Annotated in this window: 23 protein-coding genes; 9 read left to right on the forward strand and 14 right to left on the reverse strand. The window is 35.9% G+C overall.

Annotation, left to right across the window (positions count from 1 at the left end; genetic code table 11):
• Nucleotides 1-11: 11 nt before the first annotated feature.
• Nucleotides 12-1,106 (reverse strand): efflux RND transporter periplasmic adaptor subunit, encoded by a 1,095-nt coding sequence (locus HCX49_RS06870; protein WP_237682733.1) that lies wholly within the window; start codon nt 1,104-1,106, stop codon nt 12-14.
• Between the two features lie 125 nt (nt 1,107-1,231).
• Nucleotides 1,232-1,609: a hypothetical protein gene (locus HCX49_RS06875; RefSeq protein ID WP_132839778.1), complete on the reverse strand. Its 378-nt coding sequence runs from the start codon at nt 1,607-1,609 to the stop codon at nt 1,232-1,234.
• A gap of 916 nt (nt 1,610-2,525) precedes the next feature.
• Here HCX49_RS06875 and HCX49_RS06880 point away from each other — a divergent pair.
• Nucleotides 2,526-3,056 (forward strand): YceI family protein, encoded by a 531-nt coding sequence (locus HCX49_RS06880; protein ID WP_168126594.1) that lies wholly within the window; start codon nt 2,526-2,528, stop codon nt 3,054-3,056.
• A gap of 40 nt (nt 3,057-3,096) precedes the next feature.
• Nucleotides 3,097-3,438 carry a HopJ type III effector protein gene (locus HCX49_RS06885; RefSeq protein ID WP_168126595.1) on the forward strand — a complete coding sequence of 114 codons (342 nt, stop codon included), beginning with the start codon at nt 3,097-3,099 and terminating at the stop codon, nt 3,436-3,438.
• Between the two features lie 66 nt (nt 3,439-3,504).
• Here the strand turns inward: HCX49_RS06885 and HCX49_RS06890 are convergent, their stop codons facing one another.
• The 3 genes from HCX49_RS06890 to HCX49_RS25795 all read right to left on the reverse strand — a co-directional run bounded on the left by HCX49_RS06890 (nt 3,505) and on the right by HCX49_RS25795 (nt 9,468).
• Complete coding sequence (locus HCX49_RS06890) at nt 3,505-4,743, reverse strand: efflux RND transporter periplasmic adaptor subunit (RefSeq protein WP_168126596.1); 1,239 nt, start codon at nt 4,741-4,743, stop codon at nt 3,505-3,507.
• Nucleotides 4,744-4,748: 5 nt separating this feature from the next.
• Nucleotides 4,749-9,071, reverse strand: coding sequence for a CusA/CzcA family heavy metal efflux RND transporter (locus HCX49_RS06895; RefSeq protein WP_132768228.1), 4,323 nt, complete (start codon nt 9,069-9,071; stop codon nt 4,749-4,751).
• An 85-nt stretch (nt 9,072-9,156) separates the two neighbouring features.
• A complete protein-coding gene (locus HCX49_RS25795; protein ID WP_410528498.1) occupies nt 9,157-9,468 on the reverse strand; it encodes a DUF6660 family protein in 312 nt (103 codons plus the stop codon).
• 168 nt (nt 9,469-9,636) lie between these two features.
• Between HCX49_RS25795 and gdhA the strand changes: the two genes are divergently transcribed.
• Both gdhA and HCX49_RS06905 read left to right on the forward strand, forming a co-directional pair.
• The gene (gene gdhA, locus HCX49_RS06900; protein WP_021188209.1) at nt 9,637-10,968 is read left to right on the forward strand and encodes an NADP-specific glutamate dehydrogenase; all 1,332 of its coding nucleotides are present in this window, start codon (nt 9,637-9,639) and stop codon (nt 10,966-10,968) included.
• A gap of 85 nt (nt 10,969-11,053) precedes the next feature.
• Complete coding sequence (locus tag HCX49_RS06905; RefSeq protein ID WP_021188210.1) at nt 11,054-11,302, forward strand: hypothetical protein; 249 nt, start codon at nt 11,054-11,056, stop codon at nt 11,300-11,302.
• 269 nt (nt 11,303-11,571) lie between these two features.
• On the opposite strand, the gene coaD is transcribed toward HCX49_RS06905, so the two are convergent.
• From coaD to HCX49_RS06920, 3 genes are read right to left on the reverse strand one after another with little or no spacing between them, the layout of a single operon-like run.
• Nucleotides 11,572-12,042, reverse strand: coding sequence for a pantetheine-phosphate adenylyltransferase (coaD, locus tag HCX49_RS06910; RefSeq protein WP_132768230.1), 471 nt, complete (start codon nt 12,040-12,042; stop codon nt 11,572-11,574).
• 3 nt (nt 12,043-12,045) lie between these two features.
• Complete coding sequence (gene rsmD / locus HCX49_RS06915) at nt 12,046-12,579, reverse strand: 16S rRNA (guanine(966)-N(2))-methyltransferase RsmD (RefSeq protein WP_021188212.1); 534 nt, start codon at nt 12,577-12,579, stop codon at nt 12,046-12,048.
• Nucleotides 12,570-13,367: a DUF3822 family protein gene (locus HCX49_RS06920; protein ID WP_021188213.1), complete on the reverse strand. Its 798-nt coding sequence runs from the start codon at nt 13,365-13,367 to the stop codon at nt 12,570-12,572. Before HCX49_RS06920 ends, rsmD begins: the two co-directional genes overlap by 10 nt.
• A 93-nt stretch (nt 13,368-13,460) precedes the next feature.
• Here HCX49_RS06920 and HCX49_RS06925 point away from each other — a divergent pair, with 93 nt between their 5' ends.
• From HCX49_RS06925 to HCX49_RS06935, 3 genes are all read left to right on the forward strand, one after another.
• The gene (locus HCX49_RS06925) at nt 13,461-14,879 is read left to right on the forward strand and encodes an ATP-dependent RecD-like DNA helicase (protein WP_168127054.1); all 1,419 of its coding nucleotides are present in this window, start codon (nt 13,461-13,463) and stop codon (nt 14,877-14,879) included.
• A 90-nt stretch (nt 14,880-14,969) separates the two neighbouring features.
• Nucleotides 14,970-17,456, forward strand: a complete 2,487-nt coding sequence (locus HCX49_RS06930; protein WP_168126597.1) for a S9 family peptidase — start codon at nt 14,970-14,972, stop codon at nt 17,454-17,456.
• A gap of 3 nt (nt 17,457-17,459) precedes the next feature.
• Nucleotides 17,460-18,011 (forward strand): hypothetical protein, encoded by a 552-nt coding sequence (locus HCX49_RS06935; RefSeq protein WP_132839775.1) that lies wholly within the window; start codon nt 17,460-17,462, stop codon nt 18,009-18,011.
• Between the two features lie 107 nt (nt 18,012-18,118).
• Here the strand turns inward: HCX49_RS06935 and ruvB are convergent, their stop codons facing one another.
• The 5 genes from ruvB to pdxH all read right to left on the reverse strand — a co-directional run bounded on the left by ruvB (nt 18,119) and on the right by pdxH (nt 22,497).
• Entirely contained in the window at nt 18,119-19,141 is a 1,023-nt protein-coding gene (gene ruvB, locus HCX49_RS06940) for a Holliday junction branch migration DNA helicase RuvB (protein WP_021188218.1), read from the reverse strand.
• A 21-nt stretch (nt 19,142-19,162) separates the two neighbouring features.
• Nucleotides 19,163-19,888, reverse strand: coding sequence for a polyprenol monophosphomannose synthase (locus HCX49_RS06945; protein ID WP_132768240.1), 726 nt, complete (start codon nt 19,886-19,888; stop codon nt 19,163-19,165).
• A 239-nt stretch (nt 19,889-20,127) separates the two neighbouring features.
• Nucleotides 20,128-21,324 carry an NADH-quinone oxidoreductase subunit D gene (locus HCX49_RS06950; protein ID WP_132768242.1) on the reverse strand — a complete coding sequence of 399 codons (1,197 nt, stop codon included), beginning with the start codon at nt 21,322-21,324 and terminating at the stop codon, nt 20,128-20,130.
• Nucleotides 21,325-21,348: 24 nt separating this feature from the next.
• A complete protein-coding gene (locus tag HCX49_RS06955; RefSeq protein WP_168126598.1) occupies nt 21,349-21,840 on the reverse strand; it encodes an NADH-quinone oxidoreductase subunit C in 492 nt (163 codons plus the stop codon).
• A 3-nt stretch (nt 21,841-21,843) separates the two neighbouring features.
• A complete protein-coding gene (gene pdxH / locus HCX49_RS06960) occupies nt 21,844-22,497 on the reverse strand; it encodes a pyridoxamine 5'-phosphate oxidase (RefSeq protein WP_021188222.1) in 654 nt (217 codons plus the stop codon).
• Nucleotides 22,498-22,626: 129 nt separating this feature from the next.
• On the opposite strand from pdxH, the gene HCX49_RS06965 reads away from it, so the two are divergent.
• Entirely contained in the window at nt 22,627-23,193 is a 567-nt protein-coding gene (locus HCX49_RS06965) for a YqgE/AlgH family protein (protein ID WP_021188223.1), read from the forward strand.
• A gap of 214 nt (nt 23,194-23,407) precedes the next feature.
• Nucleotides 23,408-23,857 (forward strand): cold-shock protein, encoded by a 450-nt coding sequence (locus HCX49_RS06970; protein ID WP_021188224.1) that lies wholly within the window; start codon nt 23,408-23,410, stop codon nt 23,855-23,857.
• 61 nt (nt 23,858-23,918) lie between these two features.
• On the opposite strand, the gene HCX49_RS06975 is transcribed toward HCX49_RS06970, so the two are convergent.
• Complete coding sequence (locus HCX49_RS06975; RefSeq protein WP_168126599.1) at nt 23,919-25,427, reverse strand: carbon-nitrogen hydrolase family protein; 1,509 nt, start codon at nt 25,425-25,427, stop codon at nt 23,919-23,921.
• Between the last annotated feature and the right edge of the window lie 70 nt (nt 25,428-25,497).

The raw sequence follows: 25,497 nt of genomic DNA on the forward strand, positions 1-25,497 counted from the left end.
AAACAAAGTTTTTATAACTTAACAGGGATTACTTCCACCTTCATACCATCCTTCAAGGATTGTACACCTTCGTATACGATCTGATCTGTATCAGACAAACCTCCATTCACGATATAGTAATGCCCGACACGTTGGCCAGCTTCAAAAGATTTCATCGAAACAGTTTTATCTTTATTTAAGATATAGACGTAAGTTTTATCCTGAATTTCAAAAACAGATTTTTGATGTACAAATTTGGTATCGCCGGTCTGTATTGGAACAGAGATTTTACCTGAAGCACCATGCTTTAACATGCCCTGCGGATTTGAAAACCTAGCCCGTAAAGATATTGATCCTGTATTCTTCTCAAATTCACTCTCAACAATGGATGCCTTTCCAGGATATGGGTACGGATTACCGTCAGCGAGGATCAGTTTTACATCTTTGTTAAAAGAGTCTTTGTTAAACGATGAGTCAGATACAATACTTAAGTACTCATTTTCAGAAATGTCAAAGTATACATTTACTTCGTTAAGTGAGGAAACGGTCGTTAGTAAAGAACCTTGCTCTAAGAGTGATCCTTCTTTTAGGGGAATACGATCAATCTTACCATCAAAAGGAGCCCGTACTAATGTGAAATTCAACTGCGTTTTAGCTTGTTGCATGATCGATCTTGCTTCTTCGACCTTTGACTCCGCAGCTGTATATTGTAATTTAAGTAATTCGACTTCTGTTTTACTTACGATGTTTTTCGCGGCTAGATCTTTTGTACGTTCTAACTCAAGAACCACTTTTTTGACATCTGTAAGTGCTGCATTAAAGTTGGCTTTTGCGCGCGCATAATCGGCTTTATATTCTTCATCACTGAGTCTGAACAATACTTGACCTTTCTTTACTGCAGCACCTTCATCCACATAGATGTGTTCTAAAAAGCCACTTAAACGTGATCGAAGTTCAATATTTTTGACTGATTGGATATCAGCAATATAGTCTTTGTAAATTGTGGTATCCATAACAACTAAATTGGATACAGGTACTTTTTTAGGAGCTGTACTTACCTGTTTATCATTGCTTTTGGCTGTGCAGGCAGATAAAATCGCTAGGCATGACAATGCATACCAAGACATGGAACGTGTTTTCATATAAAAAATAAAATGTTAACGAATAGAATAAATCAATATAAAATATTGATTATTAGAAAATTAGACTCTTAAAATCTAATTTAAAATTAAAAAATAGGGCAGGGGGTAAACTAGAATAAACTGTATCGGTAGAGATACTGATAGTAACCTGATAAGCAGGCATTTTTCTTACTGTAAAGCGGGTGCTTTTTCTGTTTTAAAATTGATAATGCAGAATAAACAAGTCCCAGAACGAAAATAAAAACGGATAAAATCTGAGGATTAAAATTGAAAATACGATAATCGTCAAACTGAACTTCAGAATCTTTTTCAGGAACTTCAATGGGAATATCCAACACATCGTCAAGAACAAATTCAAGTAATGAATCTCCGGTAAAATATTGTGTGGAAATATTTGATGCACGCGTATTGGTATTGACGCCAGCCTGATAAAAAAGGATGTTCAAGTAACCAAATAATGCCAAGAAGTGAAATATTTTAATCCACATAAAAAACAAATATATAAAATCAAATAGTTATGCTGGAACAACCACATAAATATTACAAAAGAAAAACATTGTCTTAATATTTGATGTAGCTGTATTTTATCAAAATTCCTAATCGCTGAGATTTTAATAAAAAAAAATGAACGGACAATTGTCCAGATAATCAAAATCTCAGAGATGGTTTTTTAGAATATAATTTCGCTGTTTTTTGTAAAATGTCCGAATTTAAAAATTTAATGAAATTCACATTTTTCATTTCGATTATTGATCGATCCATTTCGACAGGAAATTTGTGAACAGTTTTATTTAGAGTTCATCTTGTTTGAATTGTATTGAAGTTAGCCACATAAGATGAACAGTAATATGCAGGTGGTATTTTGATTAAGTCATATAGATCAATATTGATTGATTCTTTAGCACAATAAGCCTTTGGTGGTTATATCACATGAATAAGGGTCTTGTAAATAAAATATTTCCACGTATAAATGAAACTACCGCCATTATATGGAGCCCTTGTAAATGAGCATATTATTAAGTCATATAATTTATATTATGTTAAATAGAAATTATATGATCATCCCCTGCATACATTTATATCTAAAATTTGTTTACCAAAAATGACTATTTCGCAACATCGTATTTAAGTTCATCTAGGTGTTTTTTAACAAATTATTACTGCGCTATATCAAGCTACTACAGTACAATTTATAATCTTCAGAATCTTTTGAAGAATGGTTTTATACGGGATTTTGATTCATCTATGACAGCTAGGTATATCGATGTCGATTGTTTTAAATTTCATTTCTCTACTGCTATCAGATTGATTCTTTTCGATTCATAATACCGTTATATGCTATTGAATATCATGCTTTTATTTTGTAAATTAGATCATCAATGTATCTGTAAATGTGTAAATCGTATGAAAAAATCAAAATGGATTATAGACTCTGCCCACTCCTCGGTACAATTTCGTATTACTTATTTGGTAATAGCCTCTATTAGAGGAAGTTTTAACACTTTTAACGGTTTCGCTGAATGGGGTGAGCATTTTAAAGAAGCCTCTATACAATTTAATATTGATGCAAACAGTATCAATACAAATGTGGAAGAAAGAGATAAACATTTGAAAAGTGCTGATTTCTTTGATACAGCACAATACCCGACAATTTCATTTAAATCCACTAGTTTTAAAAAGATTAAGGGTGAGAAATTTAGATTGGAAGGCCATTTAACCATGCATGGTCATACAAAATTGGTGGAGCTACAAGTGGAATATAATGGTAAAATAATTGATCCACAAGGTCAGGAAAAAATTTCATTTGAGGTGGCCGGAAAAGTGAGCCGATGGGAATTTGATATGAAATATAATTCAGTTTTAGAGGCCAATAGTCTCTTGATTGATGAAGATATTGATATTTCAATTCAATTGTTACTCAATAAAGAGCAATAAATTTATTATTTTGCGTGTGTAAATTAAATACTGTATCAAAATGGCACACGAACTTTTGGCAAAACTGGCGAATAAAGAAATTATTTTTTCAGATGTTTTGAACTACATAGCAGCTCGTTATGAGCACACCCCTACTGCATTTACGAATGGAAATCAAGTAAATCAAGAGACGGAAAATCAAGGCAGTGCAAAGATTCTTGCTTTTGCTAATTTAAACAATTTAGATAAAGATCAGACTCTTGCCCTATTTGCGGAACATTATGAGGCTGTTTTAAATGATCCTGATGGTGATAATCATCAAAACATACGTCAATTTATGATTAGTGGCTGGGATGGCGTATCGTTTAGCGGTGTTGTTTTAACACTGAAATTAGAGGCCTGATAATAAAAAAGCCGTTATTTTCATAACGGCTTTTTTTAAGCAATAAAACTTGGAACTTGTCATTGATTAATGCGAATGTTCTCCGGAATTAGTCATTTTGGCTAATAAAAAGAATGCCCCTTTTTGAACAATCTTCGTATGTTCATCTAATTCTTTTATAGGAGTAATTGCGGTATATCCTCTTGAGGAAACTCCTTTAACAACCGGAACTCTTTCATATTCGTTACCTACTTCTCCATGGTTGTGGTCCGCATGATCTTCGTGACTATGGGTATCAGCTTCTTTTGGTTCTGATCCATGTGCTTTATGGTCTTCCTTTAATATGAAAATGTAATCTTTACCTTCGGCACTTACAATACAATCTGTGGGAACAGCAAGTGATTTTTCATCTCCAATAACAACTGTACCTTGAACCTGCATGCCATTAATAAGTCCTTCTTTGTTGCCTAAAACCTGGGCATGAACTGCGATTGCATTGGTCTCTTTTTCAAAAGCCTGTCCGAGCTGATCTATTTTTGCTTCATATGAAGCATTAGCGTTATTAACAGGAGAAAATAGAATTTTTTGCCCTTTTTTCACTTTTGAGAAATCTTTTTCATATACATACATATCCACATGCAATGCATCATTATTGACAATTTCTAAAATTGGCGAAGACGCCTCGATACGCGTTCCAATCAATCCTTGAATCGAAGCCACCACTCCCGAGATTGGCGCCTTAATCGTAATTTGTGAAGAAATGTGCAAAGACCCTCCTCCGGATGACAGCTGTCGTGACAAACTGTTCTTTTGAGCTTTCAAATTGGCCAGTTCGACCTCAACTTGCTGTAGCTTTTTTAAAGGTGCGGCGTTTCCTTCTACCAATTCCTTCTGACGGTTGACTTCAATCTGAGTTAATGAAATCTGATTGTTAATCAGTTGTAATTGCTCTTGCATTTTAATCAGATCTGGATTGAGCACTTTTCCTAAAATCTGTCCTTTCTTAACAAAATCTCCTGGTCTAGCGTAAAGTTCTTCCAAGACTCCACCATATACAGATGTCACGTAGGCTTTTTTATCATTCGGCACATCAAGCACACCATTGAGTACTAAGCCATTACTTAGCATCTGATAGGATAAATTTGTATAGGTTAATCCTACCTGCTTTTCTTGGGCTGCTGTCAATGTAAGCACCTCTTCCTCATGCTCTTGCTCCCCTTTCTCTTCTGTTTGCTGTTTTTCAGTTGAAGTATTGGTTTGACATCCTAGAGCGACTACGCTACTAGCAAAAAATAAACTATATCGAATTAAAAACTTTAGTTTCATGATACTTAATTTGAATGGTAATATTGATATTGAATCACACTTTGATTGTACGCATTCAAAGCTGTTAGGTAATTTATTTTTATATCAATGGACTGTGATAGAAATTGGATAAGATCTGCGTAACTGATTTCACCACTTTGATAGGCTAAATTGGCAGCTTTCATAATGCCCTCGGATTGCTTTAATCCTGATTGTTCATAAAACTGCAATTGCTTCTCATTTTTGGTGATTTCCTTCTTTGCATTACCTTGTTGCGCTGTAAGGCTTATTTTCAGCTGCTCCAATTCTTGTCTTTCTATTGCCGTCTCCAATTCAGCTATTTTAACTTTATTATGGTAATATTTATTAGAGAATAAAGGCATATTCATCGTTAATGATATACCGGTAACAGGATTCCGTTGTCCCCAAAGTTTTTGGGAGAAAGCTCTACCAGAAAAATCTGGCAACTTGGTTTTTTGCTCCATTTTGGTATTTGCTTCAGCCATCTCTATTGATTTCTGCTGTATTTTAAGCAAAGGATGATCACCTATTGAATCTGGCAATTGAAAAGCACTTATTTTTTGCAGCGCACTCTTGATCGGTAAAATCAAGTTGTTGTTATTTAATAAAACGCTGAAGTTTTGCGCGGCAATGGCTAAATCCTGCTCATTTTGTAGCATAATGGTTTTATTTTCTTGCCATTTTGTTTCTGCCGCCATCTGCTCCAAACCGGCGGCTTCCCCTGTTTTTACCCGAAGTTTTGCGGATTCAAATAATTTTTGATGGGTACTGTCCAGCTGTAGAAAGAAAGCTTGTCTAGCTTCTAGATAAATAAGCTGATAGTAATTTAAAGATACATCCCTTATCAGTTGTTTTTTCGCATCTTCTCTTTGCTCCAAAACCATTTGGGCATTCTTTTTTAAAAATTCTTTTCTAGCCTTATAAAACCCTGGCCAGGCGAAATCTTGACTTAACCCAACTTTCCATAATCCATTTGGCTCTAAAGGGGAGAAATCTTCATTCTCTACAAAAATTCCTGTTTTGCCATCGAAAGATTTCTGTTGGTCAATCTGTGATTTTTCAAGTTCTAATGCCGTGTTTTTAAAATTGAGATTGGCGTCCAAAGCTTGTGCTATAGCTTCTTCCAATTGAATCCTTTTTGGATTTTCTTGCGCTAAACTTATTGTAGAAAGTGATAAGAAAGCCAGCACTAATGATGTTATGATTGTCGATTTCCCTATTTTCATTTTCTTAGTATTAAAAAATAAGACATATAAACAAGGTAATACAAAAAGTGTCAAAAATGTTGCAGACAACAAACCTCCTATGACAACTGTTGCCAACGGTTTTTGTACTTCTGCTCCAGCTCCCGTACTTAGAGCCATTGGTAAAAACCCTAATGAAGCCACTGTCGCCGTCATCAACACTGGTCTGAGTCGAATTTTTGTCCCTTCCCATACCCGCTCAAATACATCGGAAATTCCTTCCTTCTCCAATTGATTAAATGTGGAAATTAAAACAATACCATTCAGTACAGCTACTCCAAATAATGCTATAAACCCTACACCTGCGGAAATACTAAAAGGCATATCGCGGATTAATAGTGCAAATACTCCACCTATTGCACTCATAGGTATGGCTGTGAAAATTAGTAAGGATTCTTTAATTGACCTAAAAGTCAGGTAAAGTAATATAAAGATAAGCAACAATGCGCCCGGGACTGCCAGTGCTAATCTTTTAGAAGCTGCATTTAGATTTTCAAATGTCCCGCCGAAAGTATAGTAGTAACCTGTTGGCATCACATCCATCTTTGTTAGTTTTTCCTGAATCTCATTTACTACTGAAGTAACATCGCGTTCTTTTATATTAAATCCGATCACGACAAGTCTCTTCCCTGATTCTCTGCTGATCTGTGCAGGGCCATCTTTTATACTAATGGTTGCCAGTTGGCTCAATGGAATCTGATCTCCATCCCCAGTTAAGACTGGTAGGTTTTCAACATCGGCCATTGACGTTTTATATGCGCTATCTAAACGAACAACAAGGTCGAATTTCCTTTCATTCTCATATATCGATCCTGTGCTTGTGCCAGCGAAAGACATAGCAATAACTTTATTTAAGTCCTTGACTGTTACGTTGTGCAGGGCTAACTGTGTTCTGTTGTAAACAATCGAGATCTGTGGTAGCCCTGTTGTACGTTCAATCTGTGGTGCTGAAGCTCCTTCAACACTTTGTACAACTTGACCTACACGACTTGCAATCGTTGCAAGTGAGTCTATATTTTCACCAAATATTTTTATGGCAACGTCCTGTCTCACACCTGTCATCAATTCATTAAATCGCATCTGAATAGGCTGCGATGCTTCAAAGAATACACCTGGAATGACGGAAAGTGAATCAAGCATGCGCTCTGCTAGTCCCGTATATGTATCCCCGGATTTCCATTCTGACATTGGTTTCAAGGTGATAATCATATCTGTTGCCTCGGGTGGCATTGGATCTGTCGGGATTTCGGCACTACCTGTTTTGCCTACAACAATTTTTACTTCGGGAAATTTTTTAATAATTTTCGCAGCCTGCATGGATGTTTCTATACTCTGTGAGAGTGAAGATCCTTGTGGTAAAATACAATGAAATGCATAATCTCCTTCTTGTAATTGCGGTATAAATTCACTACCCATTTTACTAAATAGGAAGCCGGAAAAACCTAAGAGTGCTACTGTTAATAATAATAGTGTTCTTCTTATGCGGACAGCCTTTTGAACTAATGGTGCATACCATTGTTGCAATTTGGCCATCATCTTATCGGCGAAAGTAATTTTGTGGTGAGGCTTTTTGGATAAAAACAGTGCACTCATCATCGGTATATAGGTGAGTGATAATAATAGCGCTCCTATAATGGCAAAGCTAACGGTTTGCGCCATAGGGCCAAACATTTTCCCTTCGACCCCTACCAGTGTTAATATGGGTATATAGACAATGAGGATAATAATTTCACCAAATGCGGCACTATTTCTGATTTTTGAAGATGATTGGTATACTTCCTCATCCATCTCAGCCTGATTCAGGACATGCTTACTTTTTCTAAGCCCCAGATGATGCATAGTTGCCTCCACGACAATTAAGGAGCCATCGACAATTAAACCGAAATCGATAGCGCCCAGACTCATGAGGTTGGCACTTACACCAAATAAACGCATCATTCCTAATGCAAACAACATTGATAATGGAATTGCCGAAGCTACAATTAAGCCTGCTCTCAGGTTTCCTAGAAAAATGACTAAAACAAAAATGACGATCAGGGCACCTTCAATCAAATTTTTCTCAACCGTTCCAATAGCACGATTAACCAGATCTGTTCGGTCTGAAAAAGCTTCAACTACAACATCTTGAGGTAGAGATTGTTTAATTCTTTCGAGTTTTTCCTTTACTGCTGCGACTACTTCTGCGGAGTTCTGGCCTTTTAGCATCATAACAATGCCGCCTACGGCTTCTTTTTCTCCATTATAAGTCAGTGCACCATAGCGTACTGCAGCACCTTCACGCACTTCTGCGACATCCCTAATATAAATAGGGAAGCCATTTTTATTTTTTACGGCAACATTGCCGATATCTTCCATGGATGTCAAAAGACCAATACCCCGTATAAAATAAGCACTGGGTTTTTTATCTATATATGCGCCACCTGTGTTTTGATTATTTTCTTCCAGGGCCGCAAATATTTCATTGATTCCGACACCGGTAGCTTTTAATTTATAAGGATTAACAGCAACTTCATACTGTTTTAGTTTTCCACCAAAACTATTGACTTCAGCAACACCGGGCGTTCCATATAGTTGTCTGGCGATAATCCAGTCTTGCATTGTTCTGAGATCTGTGGCAGTATACTTTGATTCAGCCCCTTTTGCAGGATGAATAACATACTGATAAATTTCACCAAGCCCCGTACTAATCGGCGCTAATTCTGGACTTCCGAGACCTTCCGGTATATTTTCCTTTGCTTCCTGCAGTTTTTCGCTGATCAATTGCCTTGCAAAATAAATATTGACATCATCGTCAAAAACTGCGGTAACAACTGAAAGTCCAAATCTGGATATCGAACGTAATTCTACCAGATCCGGTAGATTTGTTAATTTTTGTTCGATCGGATATGTGACGAATTGCTCCACCTCTTGCGTTGCTAAGGCCGGAGAGCTTGTGATTATTTGTACTTGATTATTGGTAATATCTGGGTTAGCATCTATGGGAATGTGCAATGCACTCCATAGTCCCCAGATGATCCATATCAGTGTAAAGAGTCCGATAATAATTTTATTACGGATACTGAACCTGATGATTGCGTTCAACATAATATTTTACTTAAAATAGCTATACAAAATGCTCATCATGAAGATAAGCGAATGAAAAGTAGTCAACTAAGACTTTATCGTAAAATTATGCGAGCTGGGGCGGTTGCCAAATACTAGAGTAATCAAACGAATATAAATTGGTTTCGTACGCAATTTTTCGTTTTGATTCTAGTAATACTATAATAAAGGAAATGGTATTTGTTTGTTCGATATTCAATACAGTAGAACAACAAGAGCAGATGCAAAAAGGTGAGCAATAGTCCTGATGTTCATCAGAATGACCCTTATCTTGCGTTCCGGTTATGTGTATAGCCGCGGCCTCCTGCACTTGGTCTGCACAAGGAACCATCGTTAACCCGATGAAGTATAAGCATAATATATAGACGAATATCTTCAAATTTATCGATTGAATCTACTACAAAAATAATAAATTAATCAAGAATATGAAATTAAACGGCTATTTTTAATTTTCACACATAACTGTAAGTTTTTATAAAAAAAATGTAATGAAATAAGATTAATTTTTATATATTAGCAATTCAAAAGGGAAAATTTACTATAATACATGTCAAACACTTTTAACGAATTCATAAATTACGTTGAGAAACGCAATCCGAATGAACCAGAATTTCTACAAGCTGTACAAGAAGTTACAGAGGATTTAATTCCATTTATTTCTAAAAGTCATCCAGAATTACTTAAGCTGAAAATTTTAGAAAGATTAGTTGAACCTGAGCGCGTTATTTCTTTTCGCGTTGCTTGGTTAAATGACAAGAACGAGGTTGAAATCAATAGAGGTTACCGCGTGCAGATGAGTAGTTCTATAGGTCCATATAAAGGTGGATTACGTTTTGCTCCTTCTGTCAACTTAAGTATCTTAAAATTTTTAGCTTTTGAACAGGTGTTCAAAAATAGTTTAACAGGTTTACCTATAGGTGGCGGTAAAGGCGGTGCAGATTTTAATCCGAAAGGAAAGTCAGATGCTGAAATCATGCGTTTCTGTCAAAGCTTTATGACCGAGCTGTTTAGACATATCGGTCCGGATACAGATGTACCAGCTGGAGATATCGGCGTTGGAACACGAGAAATTGGTTATTTATTTGGCCAGTATAAAAGATTGCAAAATGCATTTACAGGCGTATTAACAGGCAAAGGAAGTTCTTGGGGTGGATCTTACACGAGACCGGAGGCTACTGGTTATGGTTTACTTTATTTTGTTGAATGCATCTATGATTTCAATAATCAGGATTTAAAAGACAAAATCGTTGCTATTTCAGGTGCTGGAAATGTAGCGTATTACGCTGCTGAGAAATCAATCCAATTAGGTGCTACGGTAATTACGCTATCAAATAGTCAAGGAACAATCTATGATGAAGAAGGAATTACTTCTGAAAAATTAGCGTACATCGGAACTATCGGACGTGATTTAGATCAATATGTGGTTAAATATCCGAATGCAAAGTATTTTACAGACAAAAAGCCTTGGGCGTTTAAATGTGATATTGCGCTACCTTGTGCTACTCAAAATGAGCTAACAAAAGAGGATGCGTTAACATTAATTGCTAATGGCTGTCAATGTGTAGCTGAAGGTGCTAATATGCCTTCAACAGCAGAAGCTATCAAAGTCTTCCACGATGCGAAAATTAGTTTTGCACCAGGGAAAGCTGCTAATGCAGGCGGTGTAGCTGTATCTGGCTTAGAAATGTCGCAAAATTCTATTCGCCAACAATGGACTAAAGAAGAAGTCGATTGTAAACTAAAAGATATCATGGTTAATATTCACAAAACTTGTGTTAAATATGGTCATGACAAAAATTACATCAATTATTTAAAAGGTGCAAATATTGGGGGATTCCTGAAAGTTGCCCGAGCAATGACTGAACAAGGCATCGTTTAATTTAACGTTGTATTTTTTCCATATAAACGGTTAATCCCTAAGTGGGATTAACCGTTTTTTTATTTACTTTGTAAAAAATAGCAACATGAGAATATTAGCAGAATTACCACATCCTGATTGTAAGATATCCATCTTTGGTATGAATCAAAAGTTCATCATTAAGTTTGAACAAGGGACATTGGAACAGTCATATAAGATTGCAGAAACCGATATCGTAGGCGGTGTGAATGGTGTCTTCGAATTACTGGATGAAACCTTTATCGCGGAAGTGTTAAACCACTTCAGTATCATGCGAAAATCCTTTATTGTTGCCTTTGATCGATATGATTCATAGGTTAATAAATTTGATACAAAATACTTATTATCAATTCATTAGAAATTGATAACATCTAAAACAAAATTAAATTTGGTCATAAGGTATGCGTATTTCTGTATTTTCTACAACATAGCTAATTTAGTTGTACCTCGAGTATATGTAAGCTGTGTAAAGCATTGTAAAACAAAGAGCTACATAAGTATACAAAATATAATTTGGTTTAATAAATAAGTGCTTTTAACAAAAAAAAAGGATATCCGACTGGATATCCTTTTTTTGTACGTTAGCTATTTATTTTTCAAAAAATCATCTATTTCGGGCGGAACCATTTGAGCAATGGAGCCCTTATTTTTCCAGACATCCCGAACGATAGTCGAAGAGATATGGGCAAGTCCACTCCTGCTCATCAAGAAATAGGTTTCGATCTGCGGAGCTAACAATAAATTGTTTTGTGCAATGCTATTTTCAAATTCAAAGTCAGCAGTATTGCGAAGTCCTCTTAGCAAGAAATTAGCGCCGACCTTTTTACAGAAATTAATCGTTAACCCTTCAAATGAAACGATTTCAATTGCCGGATGATCTTTGAAAACAGCCTGAATCGTATATAACTTGTCTTCTACAGTTAATAAGCCCTGTTTGGCACTATTTACTCCAACTGCGATATAAATCTTATCAAAAAGAGGTAAAGCACGCTCCACTAAGTCTTGATGTGCTAATGTAAAAGGATCAAAGGATCCTGCAAAAACAGCAATCTTCATAATTTAAATAGTATAAAATGAAAATGATGAATATCCATACTTCCGTTTTTCAATAAAATTTGGATGTGGATCCATTTCCCGGGTGGAAGGATGTTCAATAATCAATAAGCCTTCTTTATCCAAAAGTCCGCTATCTAAAATAAGGTGTGCCAGCTGCGGCAGTTTTGGAATATCATATGGTGGATCAGCAAAGATAAAATCAAACTTACCTTTGGCTGTTTGAATATACTTGAATACATCTGCTTTTTTAGCTTTTATAGTGGATATGTTCATTTTCTTTGCTGTATCCGTAATATATTGAACGCATTTAAAATGCAGGTCTACTGATTCAACTGAAGCTGCGTATCGAGAAGCTAATTCAAAACTGATATTACCAGTACCTGCAAATAAATCTAAACAATTCAGTTCATCAAAATCCAGTCGGTTTTGTAGAATATTAAACAAAGCCTCTTTTGCGATGTCTGTAGTTGGTCTTACTGGTAAGTTTGTGGGTGGATTAAGACGTATACCACCATATTGCCCTCCTATTATTCGCATAGTATCGCGTCAAATAATGTATTATATTTTTTAAAATTGATTCCTTCGATATCCTTATTGATATGAGCCTTACTTTTAGATTCTAAGTGCGCTATGGTTGTCGAATATCTTTCTAAACATTTACGATAGGTATCATTAGGTATTTCGCCTGATACCAATACTTTAGAAACTTGATCAGTTAGTGAAAATTGTTGTATAATATTTAAAATGTAGTAATTTAAATCATCTGCAAAATGCACATCAAAAGAATTATACAACATGAATTGCCCATTTTGAAACAAGTATAAATCTACCAAATGATCGGATACAAAATGTACACCTAAAACGGAACCTCTAATTGGAACAAGATCTTGCGCCTGATCTAATATAATGCAGAACTCAGGGAAAATTTCTGCATCAGGGAAAAGCGCTTTCCATCTATTATATAAGATGAGATCGTATTCAAACACGGCAACAATTCCCAAATTTTTCATTTCATAGGTGTGAATATGATTGGGAACATGTTCTACCAAGTATGGTGCATATTCGCTTAATCGATCTTCTTGAAAAACCTCCTTAGGAATGAATGTTAAACTTTGATGAGGAATGACCACCTTAACATATCGAAAAGGTAAACTTAGGATTTGAGTAGCATCCAATTTTGGGTTTTCGGCGTCATATTCTAGCAACAGATTCAGATTTAACTGCTTGTCTGTAACTGCAATTACATCTTTGCTAAAACCCGCTTTCGCAGATAAGGTGTATTCTGGCAAAAAATGGATATTAAACTTCTCCGATATATAATTCATATTTATGCTTTCCAAATTCAATTATTAAATTGTACAACCTAACAAAATTAACTTTTCTAAACGATAAGACAAACCTTTTAGATAACTTTGATGGTGCTTATTAAAGATTTATTGATCCAACGCTTTCCTTGGACAGCGACTCCGCAACAAAATTCTGTTTTTGAACTGTTAGCTCAATTTCTGAGTTCTTTTCATACGCAAGATTGTTTTGTATTAAAGGGCTATGCCGGAACAGGTAAAACAACGATCATTTCCGCTCTCGTGAAAACCCTTCCTTATATCAAGAAGAAAGCGGTCTTGCTTGCTCCTACGGGTCGAGCAGCAAAAGTAATGAGTTTCTATTCGGGTAGACCTGCACTGACCATCCACAAGAAAATATACCGTAAGAAAAATGCGGTTTCTTTTCAGCTGGATTTCACTTTAGCTGAAAACCTGCATGAAGATACATTATTTATTATCGATGAATCTTCCATGATATCGAATGAAAGCGTCAACATGTTTTCGAAAAGCTTATTGGACGATCTTGTGAAATATGTACGAAGCGGTAAAAACTGTTCGATCATGTTTGTGGGTGATACCGCCCAGCTACCGCCGGTGGGTCTGTGGGAAAGCCCTGCTCTTAATCCGGCTTATTTAGAGCATGAATTTTATTTTCACCCTTATACCTTCGAATTGACAGATGTTGTTCGGCAACAGAAAAGTTCTGGAATTCTTTTTAATGCGACAAAGATCCGTCAGGAAATAAATCTTGAAGAGCTGGAAGGCACCTACCCTTTCCCTAAATTCATAACAAATGGATTTAAAGATATTTACCGAATGACAGGTGAACGTTTAATTGAGGGAATTAATTATGCATATGATAAGTTCGGAATCGAAAATACAATGATAATCTGTCGTTCCAATAAGTCTGCTAACTTATACAATCAGCATATCCGTAACCAGATTCTATTTCGAAACGAGGAGATTACAGGTGGGGATCATATCATGGTCGTACGCAATAATTATTTTTGGCTTCAAGATAATGGGATTGAAAATGGCTTTATTGCTAATGGTGATATGGCGAAAATAAGAAAAGTAAGCAACGTGCATGAGCAACATGGATTTCGGTTTGCGGATATTACTCTTGAATTTATGGATACTCAAAATCAAGAACCAATAACCTGCCGTGTTATTCTGGATAGTCTCTATACAGACAGCCCTAATCTTCCTTATGAGGAACAGAAAAAACTGTACGAGGCAGTGGCGCTGGATTACGAAGATATTTTCTTAAAACAGGATCGACTGGAAGCGATTAAGAAAGATCCCTATTATAATGCGTTACAGATAAAATTTGCTTTTGCGATTACCTGTCACAAGGCTCAGGGTGGACAATGGCCAGCTGTTTTTGTCGACCAAGGCTATTTGACAGATGAAATGTTGACTACCGAGTTTTTAAGGTGGCTATATACTGGAATTACCCGGGCTACAGAAGAGCTCTTTTTAGTCAATTTTAATGAAAAGTTCTACTCTTAGGGCTCTTTAACTAAAATTTTACAAGACTTGCTTCTTTCTCATGTGATTACTTAATACTTTTGATTTATAAATTTCACATAAAACTAAAGAATGAATAAGATTTACTTATTCTTAGGACTGTTGCTATCATGTTTTTATGCTACAGCCCAAGAATCAACCTCACCACCTAAAGCAAACTACCTGTTAGCGTCAAAATTTTCGCCAGATAGGCTTAAGAAAATGATTTTTTCTACTACGGTTAAACCAAATTGGATAAACTTTTCTGATCGCTTCTGGTACGATTTCACTACACCTCAAGGAAAAAACTGGTACCTAGTGGATCCTGCTGCCAATAAAAAAGAAACACTTTTCGATAATGAAAAATTAGCGGCACAAATTACTAAGATTGTGAAAAATCCATTTGATGCTCAACATCTGTCTCTTCAGAATTTAAGATTTACAAAAGATGAGAAGAAAATCAGATTTGAGGTTGCCAGTACGAAAGATACAGTAAAGTCCAAAGAAGAGATTGAGAAGCTGAAAGTGAAAACTGACACGATAAAAAAGAAGCTTTTCTATCTGGAATATGATCTGGCAACACAGAAAGTCATTGAGCTAAGCGATAAATCAAAAGAGAAACAGCCTCTATCATGGGCAACCTTCTCTCCTGATACCAATACCGTCTACTTTGCTAAGGACTTTAATTTGTACTGGATGGATCGCGCCAATTATGAAAAAGCGGTTAAGAATGAAAAAGATTCAACAATTGTAGAACATCAGATCACTAAAGATGGCGTACAATATTATGCTTGGGCGGGTGATGAATATAGCACCACTACAGGCGACGATAAGAAAGATGAAGATCTTGTGAAGCGCAAGCGTGTATGGATGAACTGGTCTCCTGATGGTAAGCATTTTGTTATTACACGTAAAGATAACAGAAGTTTAAACCCGTTATGGGTGATTAATAACGTAGGAAGTAAACGTCCTACTTTAGAGACCTATAAATACCAGATGCCAGGTGAAGTAGATTCTACGGAAACTCAAATGTTCATCTTCAAGGCTTCTGATAAAACTTACAAACAGATAAAAGTTGATGCTTTTAAAAATCAAACGATAAGTAATTGGTCTAAAACCACAGATAAAAATAGCTACAAGGGTGATTATTTTATCAATTACTGGTTAGGGTCAAATGAGGCATTTTACATCGCACGTTCTAGCCGTGATTTGAAACGTATCGATTTGGTTAAGGTTAATATAGACGGCTCAATTAAAGTGTTAGTTGAAGAGAGATCTAACGTTTATCAGGATATCAAAAAGCCTTTATTAATTAATAATGGTGCTGAGTTTATCCATTGGTCACAACGTGATGGCTGGGGACATTTTTACCTGTATGATAATCAAGGTAATTTGAAACAGCAGTTGACAAGTGGATCTTTCAATTGTGAAGAAATTACAGGATCTGATATGGCAACAAGAACGTTGTATTTCACGGCTAATGGTCGAGAAAAAAATGAAGATCCGTATTATTTACATCACTACAGTGTGGGCTTTAATGGTGGAAATCTAAAATTATTAAACCCAGGAAACTTTGATCATCAGGTTGATGTCAGTGAAAGTTCTCGTTACTTTGTTAATAATTTTTCTAGGGTAAATACGATTCCAGAAATCGCTTTATACCATACAAATGGTAAGAAATTAATGACCTTAGAAAAGGCGGATCTATCTTTACTTTTTGCTGCTGGTTATAAGTTTCCGCAACCATTTAAAGTAAAAGCTGGTGACGGTATTACTGATCTATATGGTGTTATGTATAAACCATTTGATTTTGATAGCACCAGAACTTATCCCATTGTGGAATATATCTATCCTGGACCACAAATGGAGGCTGTAAATCAGTCTTTTGGTAGAAGCATGGATAGAATTGACCGATTAGCACAATTTGGCATGATTGTCATTACAGTGGGTAACCGTGGTGGTCATCCTGCTCGATCACAATGGTACCATACATTTGGCTATGGTAACTTAAGGGATTATGGATTGGAAGATAAAAAGGCCGCTGCTGAACAATTGGCAGACCGCTACAAGTTTATTGATATCAACCGTGTTGGAATTACAGGACATTCGGGTGGTGGATTTATGTCAACTGCAGCAATGTTGGTATATCCTGATTTCTTCAAAGTAGCTGTTTCTGGTGCTGGAAATCATGAAAATAACATCTACAACAGATGGTGGAGTGAAAGACATCATGGTGTAACGGAGAAAATTAGTGCCAAAGGCGATACTACATTTGCTTATCAGATCGATAAAAATACAGACTTAGCAAAAAATCTTAAAGGTAAGCTTCTGATTGCAACTGGTGATATTGATAATAATGTACACCCGGCTAATTCTATTAGAATGGTGAACGCTTTAATCAAAGCAAATAAGCGTTTTGACTTCTTGCTTTTACCTGGTCAACGTCACGGATTTGGTGATATGACAGAATATTTTTTCTGGAAAATGGGTGACTATTTTGCAGAATACCTAATCGGTGATTCAAAAATTGAAGAAGTCAATATGACTGAAATGAATAGAGAAATACCGTTGAGTAGATAATCAATGATTACAAAACAAAAATTAGAAATTTTTTCCGCTATCTATACTCAGTATCAGGTAGCGGATTTTTCTTTGGATATTTTACAAGGATTATCTTTACTTGATCTTTTGGCGCTGTCTACATATGAAGCGGATAAGCAACTTGCCTTTAGAAGCGCCTGGATGTTCGAGACCATTGTTTTAAAAGATAAAGCCTTGCTTGACAAGAGTAACTACCAAATGCTGATTAAAAATCTGACAGATTTAAATAATTGGAGCTGCGCTAGAAGTTATAGCAAAGTATTAATATACATCACCTCTCCAAAAGTAAATCATATCCGCTTGTCTGATGAAGAATATGATTGCATAATTGACGTCTCTTTCAAATGGTTAACTGATCCAAGTTGTCCGGTTGCTGTAGCTGCAAATTGCATGGATATTTTAGATCAAATGAGTAAAAAATATGCGTGGGTTAAAGAAGAACTTTATGCACAGGTCGAATATTTATTGAGAATAAACCCTACTCCAGCGATTAAAAGCAGGAGTTTGAAAATTTTGAAAAAGTACATCAAATAGGTTAAACTAAAATGCTATGACTTGCTTTCGCTCTCTTATCTTCAAGATTTAAGAGATGTCCACCATCATCATAGCATTTAATTACTATTTTTCAGATAACTCTAGCACTAAAATAGTGTATTACCTTTATGTGAATATGCTCGCCCTAGGTGTCTAAAAGCAGCTTCAGTACATTCTCTCCCTCTCGAAGTTCGCATTAAATAACCTTCTTGAATAAGAAAAGGTTCATAAACTTCTTCAATTGTACCTTCATCTTCTCCTACGGCAGTAGCAATGGTTTTTAAACCAACAGGACCTCCTTTGAATTTATCTATGATGGTGGTCAGAATACGATTATCCATTTCATCCAAACCATTTTCATCCACGTTTAGGGCATTAAGTGCATATTTTGCTATCTCTCGCTCAATAGAACCTGTTCCTTTTATTTGTGCAAAATCCCGTGTTCTTCTCAACAGGGCATTGGCTATACGCGGTGTTCCTCTGCTTCTTCTTGCAATTTCATAGGCACCTTCATCTGTAATGGGTGTTTTTAGGATATCTGCAGATCTCAGTACTATGGTGGTCAATAACTTAACGTCGTAATATTGTAATCGCGCATTAATCCCAAATCGCGCACGTAATGGAGATGTTAATAGTCCTGAACGTGTTGTTGCTCCAATTAAGGTGAATGGGTTAAGCGATATTTGCACAGATCGTGCATTTGGTCCGGTCTCCAACATGATATCGATCTTGAAGTCTTCCATTGCTGAATAGAGGTATTCTTCAACAATCGGGCTTAACCGGTGGATTTCATCTATAAACAAGACGTCACCCTCTTCCAGATTGGTCAGTAATCCCGCCAGGTCACCGGGTTTATCCAGAACGGGTCCTGAAGTAATTTTAATACCTACGCCCATCTCATTGGCGATAATATTGGAAAGTGTCGTTTTACCCAATCCTGGGGGGCCATGAAGTAATACATGATCCAAAGACTCGCCTCTTAATTTTGCAGCCTTAACAAAAATATTAAGATTCTCTAAAATTTTCTCCTGTCCCGTAAAGTCCTCAAAAGCCTGAGGTCGCAATACACGTTCAATGTCTCTGTCTGTATGACTTAAGTTTTCCGCATTTGGATCTAAGTGTTCATTCATTTACGCTTTCCTTTCTTCAATTTAATTATACTTTCGCGTCCAACTTGAAATCTTTAGTTGAATAACACCAAAAAAAGCTTCTTTAAAAATACTGGTACTCATTTTTGAAGTACCTTCTGTCCGGTCTGTAAAAATAATCGGTACTTCGACCACATTAAACTTATATTGTATCGCCGTAAATTTCATTTCTATCTGAAAGGCATAGCCCACAAATCGAATTTTATCAAGCGGTATACGCTCAAGAACTTTCCGTCTAAAACACACAAAACCGGCTGTAGCATCTTGGATATTGATTCCGGTGATAAACCGTACATAAACAGATGCGAAATAGGACATCAAAACCCTATTCATCGGCCAATTAACGACATTGACCCCTTTGATATAACGAGATCCGATACTCATATCTGCACCATCTAAGCAACTTTGTCTTAAACGAATTAGATCTTCTGGATTATGGCTAAAATCTGCGTCCATTTCAAAAATAAACTCATATTCTCGTGCTAATGCCCATTTAAAACCATGGATATAAGCAGTGCCAAGTCCTAATTTCCCTTTGCGTTCCTCAATGAACAAACGTCCTCTGAATTCCGCTTCAAGCGATTTTACGATTTGTGCAGTCCCATCTGGAGAACCATCATCAACGATTAAAATATGAAAAGGTACTGAGAGTGAGCATACTTTGCGAATTATTTTTTCAATATTCTCTTTCTCGTTATATGTAGGTATGATAACTAAACTATCGGCCACTTTAAAAACATTTTGTGTGTGGTAAAGTTACTAATTTTATTGGGATTTTGACGTGCGTTTAATTGGTATAATGAGGTGTTCTGCAAAATAAAAAAGTCCACTATTTTGCAATAGCAGACTTTTATTAACCAATTATAAACTTAAATTATGAGACTACAAATATAGGATAAAGGAATGGTAAACCAAACTAATTTGCGGGTTGATGCGTCTTGATAACACAAAAATTACAAATACAGCGATTAGCGATCGACTTCGCCTAATACGATGTCCATAGAACCCAATATAGCGATCAGATCCGCAATTAAGGTTCCTTTTCCTAATTCAGGTAAAACGGAAAGATTGTTAAAACTCGGACCTCTTGCTTTCACACGCTTAGGAATGTCTGTCTTTTCTTGTGTTACAAAGTAAAATCCTAATTCACCTTTCGGATTTTCTGCTCTTACATAATAGTCCTGTGCTTTTAAATTCACCTTTTTAGGTACAAGTGCTCGTGGGTCAAATGTATCTGTACGCGGAAATTCTTTTAATAGTCTTTCCAAACATTGTTCGATAATCTTAACAGATTCTTTTACTTCATCGACCCGGATTTTGTATCGGTCCCAGCAATCTCCGAGCGCTCCCATCTCTCCTTTTCCAACAGGGATTTCGAAATCAATTTCTGGATAAACAGAATAACCGTCAATTCTTCTCAGATCCCATTTGATTCCTGAAGCTCTTAACATCGGACCAGAAACACCATAATTGATCGCGACATCTGCAGGCAACACACCAATATTTGCTGTTCGGGATATGAAAATCTGGTTCTCGGTCAACAGTTCATCGAGTTCGACCAATTTTGGTTTAAAATAAGTTACAAATTCAGCACACCTTTCTTCAAAACCTACCGGTAAATCGTAAAATAAGCCTCCAACCCAAATGTAATTATAGAGCATGCGTGAACCGGATACCCATTCAAGCATATTCATGATATGCTCCCGATCTCTAAAACACCACATAAACGGCGTAAATGCACCTATATCAATTCCATAGGTACCGATACCAATTAAGTGCGATGCTATTCTATTTAATTCGCAGACCAGAACACGTATATATTCAACTCTTTTTGGTATTTTATCGTCGATACCGAGCATGCGCTCTACCCCCATTACAAATGCATGGCTATTATTCATCGATGATAAATAATCCAGACGATCTGTAAATGGAATACTTTTACCATAATTCATTGATTCCGCATGTTTATCAAAACAGCGATGCAAATAGCCTAAATGTGGAATGACTTCTTTTACAAGCTCTCCATCTGTAATCAATTGAAGCCGAAGCACGCCATGGGTAGATGGATGTTGCGGGCCCATATTAATAATCATTTCTTGAGAGCCAATGCTATCTAAATGTTGTTGGTATTTTTCTAAAGCTGCAGTATACTTCGTATGCGACATATTTTTGGTTATCCAGTTCTTATTTTATTTAATTGCTATGCCATGATAACTTTCAGGGTCTTGATAATCCTTTCTTAAGGGGTATCCTTCCCAGTCATCAGGGAGTAGAATACGTCTAAGATCAGGATGATTCGTGAAAAATATACCCATGAGATCAAAAGCTTCCCTTTCATGCCAATCTGCAGTTTTCCACACTGCGGCTAATGATGGTACTTCGGGTAATTGCTGTAAATCACGATCATTAGCAACGGCAACTTTTAACACCAAAGTATGTTGGTATGGTATAGAGGTCATATGATAAGTTACCAAAAATCCAGCATCACCTAAATCAACTGCCGCAATATTATTTAAAAAATCAAAATAGAAGCCTTCTTGATCCCTCAGGTAGTAACAGATTTGTTCTAGAAATGATATATTAACAAATAAAGCAGACTGCAAACCCGATTCCTCAATCTTTTCGATAGCCTCTTCCCCGAACTGCGCAATTATTGATTTTGAAATTTCCTGTATATTCATATACTATGGTGCTAAACGGGTTATTTTCCATGAATCTGAAACTTTCTGAAAAGCAATCCGATCATGCAGGCGGCTTGAACGCCCTTGCCAGAACTCCATATATAGTGGTTTAATTAAGTATCCTCCCCAAAATTCGGGACGAGGTACTTGCTCCTGGTCTTTAAATTCTTCTGTTAGACCTGCCACTCTTTCTTCTAAAAAAGTACGGTTTGGAATGGTATCACTTTGAGGTGAAGCAATAGCGCCAATACGGCTTCCTTTTGGTCTTGACTGAAAATATTCATCAGAGTCTTCTACTGGTAATTTTTCTATCAATCCTTCAATGCGTACCTGACGTTGCAATTCTGGCCAGAAAAATAGTACGGCAACATGAGGATTAGCATCCATTTCTGTTCCTTTACGGCTATTAAAATTTGTAAAAAAACTAAAACCGTTCTCTTTAAGATCTTTAAGCAAAACAATTCTGGAAGAAGGTAGGGAAAACTCTCCTACGGTTGATAAGACCATTGCATTGGGTTCAAGAACCTCACTATGAACAGCTTCGTTAAACCATCTTTCAAATTGCACTAAAGGATCATTGCTTACTTCGCTTTCACACAGATTACCTAATGCATAATCTTGTCGAATAGCGGCAATATCTTTATGTTCGATTGCCATGACTTTGATTTTTTGTATGTCACAAACATACTAAATTCACTTATTTTTATCGACTAATCTAGTATAAATTAATCTGCAAAATGACTTTGGCATTAATTTTATTGTATAATAAGTCTAATATGTATCGCAATGTTTAACGAACTTGACCCAAAGGCTGGCTGTTTATTAATATCTGAACCTTTTATGCTCGACCCGCACTTCGAAAGATCTGTGATTTTATTGTGTAATCATAATGAAAAAGAAGGTACTTTAGGATTTATTCTAAATCATAAGGTTGTTGGCTGTATTGGTGATTTGGTTGAAAAAATAGCGAATTGCACATTTCCACTACATATTGGTGGACCTGTAGCACAAAACGAGGTATTTTTTATCCACTCAAGATTTGACTTATTGTTAAGTGGTGACGAAATTCGTGAAAATATCTATTTCGGCGGAGATCCAGAATTGCTATTTTCACTTATTAATGATCATAAGATAAAAGAAGATGAAGTCAAGTTTTTCTTAGGGTATTCGGGCTGGCAACCAGAGCAGTTAGATAAAGAAATTAAGGAAAATAGCTGGGCTGTACAGAACAAGTTTTCAACGGGATTGGTGTTTGAAAAAGACACAGAACTACTTTGGAAACAGTCTGTTATGAGCCTGGGGCCCAAGTATGCTCATGTGGTTAATTTTCCACAGTCTCCTAGTCTAAATTAAATTGTAATTTTTATGAATAATATATAATATTCACTATTTTTTAGTATATTTGTGTCATTAAGCAGAGTCCTTACGTTTTAAAACATATCAATTTTATCTTAATTCGAGATATGGCTTTCACCTTTGAATTTATTTAATGCGCTGACTTTTGTTTACTTAAACTGCTATAAATTGAGTAGTTTAATATGGTTTAATATTAATTTTAAATAAATAAATGAGTAGTTCAGAAAGTTTTAGCAAAAAAGAAAAAGAGAAGAAAAAGTTAAAAAAGAAACAAGATAAGGAACAAAAGAAAGAAGAACGAAAAAACAATACCGATAAAGGTAAAAGTTTAGAAGAAATGTTTGTTTATGTCGATGAATATGGAAATATAACTTCTACTCCTCCTGATCCAACAAAAAAAACAAAAATTAACGTAGAAGATATCGCGATATCAACTGCTAAATATGAAGCAAACCCTGAGGATTTAATCAAATCTGGTATTGTGAATTTTTACAATACAGACAAAGGTTTTGGTTTCATTCGTGATCTCAAGACTCAGGATAAAATATTTTTCCACGTTAATGGTCTGATTGATGCTGTTAAAGAAAACGACAAAGTAACTTTTGAAACTGAAAAAGGATTGAAAGGTATGAATGCCGTAAATGTTAAATTGCAAAAATAACATTCAAGGTTAACGATATTAAAAAAGGGATTTAATTCATTAAATCCCTTTTTTAATATCGTTATTTTAACAATTTTACTTCATAAAGATCCTTTCGTCGATCCTTCATCACCTTGACGGTTCCATATTCATGCAGGTCACGAAGTGCATATAAATCGACATCTGCAATTAGCACCATCTCGGTGTTTGGCGTAGCCTCTGCTTTTATCGCATTATTTGGAAAGGCAAAATCCGAAGGTGTAAATACGGCCGATTGTGAATATTGTATATCCATATTATTGACCCGAGGTAAATTTCCTACAGATCCGGCAATAGCCACATAACATTCATTCTCAATTGCGCGAGCCTGTGCACAGGTTCTAACACGGATGTAGCCATTCTGTGTGTCTGTCATAAAGGGTACAAATAAGATCTGCATTCCTTGATCGGCTAGAATACGGCTCAATTCTGGAAACTCAACATCATAACAAATCAGTAAACCTACTTTCCCACAATCTGTATCAAATACTTTCACTTCATTACCTCCGGTCATTCCATAATATTTACTTTCATTGGAAGTAATGTGAATCTTTTTAAATGAATCCAGTTTACCGTTCCGGTGACAGAGGTAAGATATATTATATAGTTTCTTATTTTCCATAATGGGCATGGAGCCAGCAATGATATTGACATTATAGGAAACAGCAAATTGTTGGATTTTATCAATAATTTCTGATGTCTTCTCTGCTAGTTTTTCCATTGCCAACCTTTCAGGCAATTCATTATACGGACTCATTAATGGTGAATTGAAAAATTCTGGAAACATAATAAAATCTGTTCCATAATCGCTCACGGTATCAACAAAGAATTCAATTTGATCAAAAAAGGCATCAATATTGTCAAATAAACGCATTTGCCACTGTACTAAACCTAATCGAATGGTTTGTTTGGTGGTAGAAATAGAACGTGTTTCTGATTCGTAATAGATATTATTCCACTCCAATAGGGTTGCAAACTCCATCGATTCTGAATCTTCGGGAAGGTAATGCTTCAATATCTTTTTGACATGAAAATCATTGGACAATTGAAAGGTTAACGTTGGATCGAAAATTTCTTTACGTTTCACTTTTTCAATATATGTCCTTGGACTCATTTTATCTGAATAATTGTGATAATTGGGGATCCTTCCTCCTGCTACGATAGATTTTAAATTCATCTGCTCACACAGTTCTTTACGTGCATCATATAAGCGCCTTCCTAATCTTAATGCACGATGATCTGGATGTACAAAGACTTCTATACCATAGAGTGTGTCGCCATCGCTGGTATGTTTTGAAAATTTTCCGTCATCAATAATTTCATAATAACTATCGTATATATTACTTTTTTTTGAGTTTAAAATGATGGAAAGTGCGCAAGCTACAACATGACCGTCGATTTCTACACATAATTGTCCTTCAGGAAACATATCAATTAAATCGACAATATTTTCTCTTGTCCAGACATCTCCTACTCCTTGGTAAGCTTCGGTCATTGACCTTCTCAAATCAACATAATCTTTCTTCGTCAAGTTCCTGACTTGAATATCCATATAATATAATTTTAGTTATCTAAATTTAAACAAAATTCAAGCCTAAAAGCACAGTTCATGCGATATAAAA

This window comes from Sphingobacterium sp. B16(2022) (genome assembly GCF_012030425.1).
GTDB classification, from domain to species: Bacteria; Bacteroidota; Bacteroidia; order Sphingobacteriales; family Sphingobacteriaceae; genus Sphingobacterium; species Sphingobacterium anhuiense.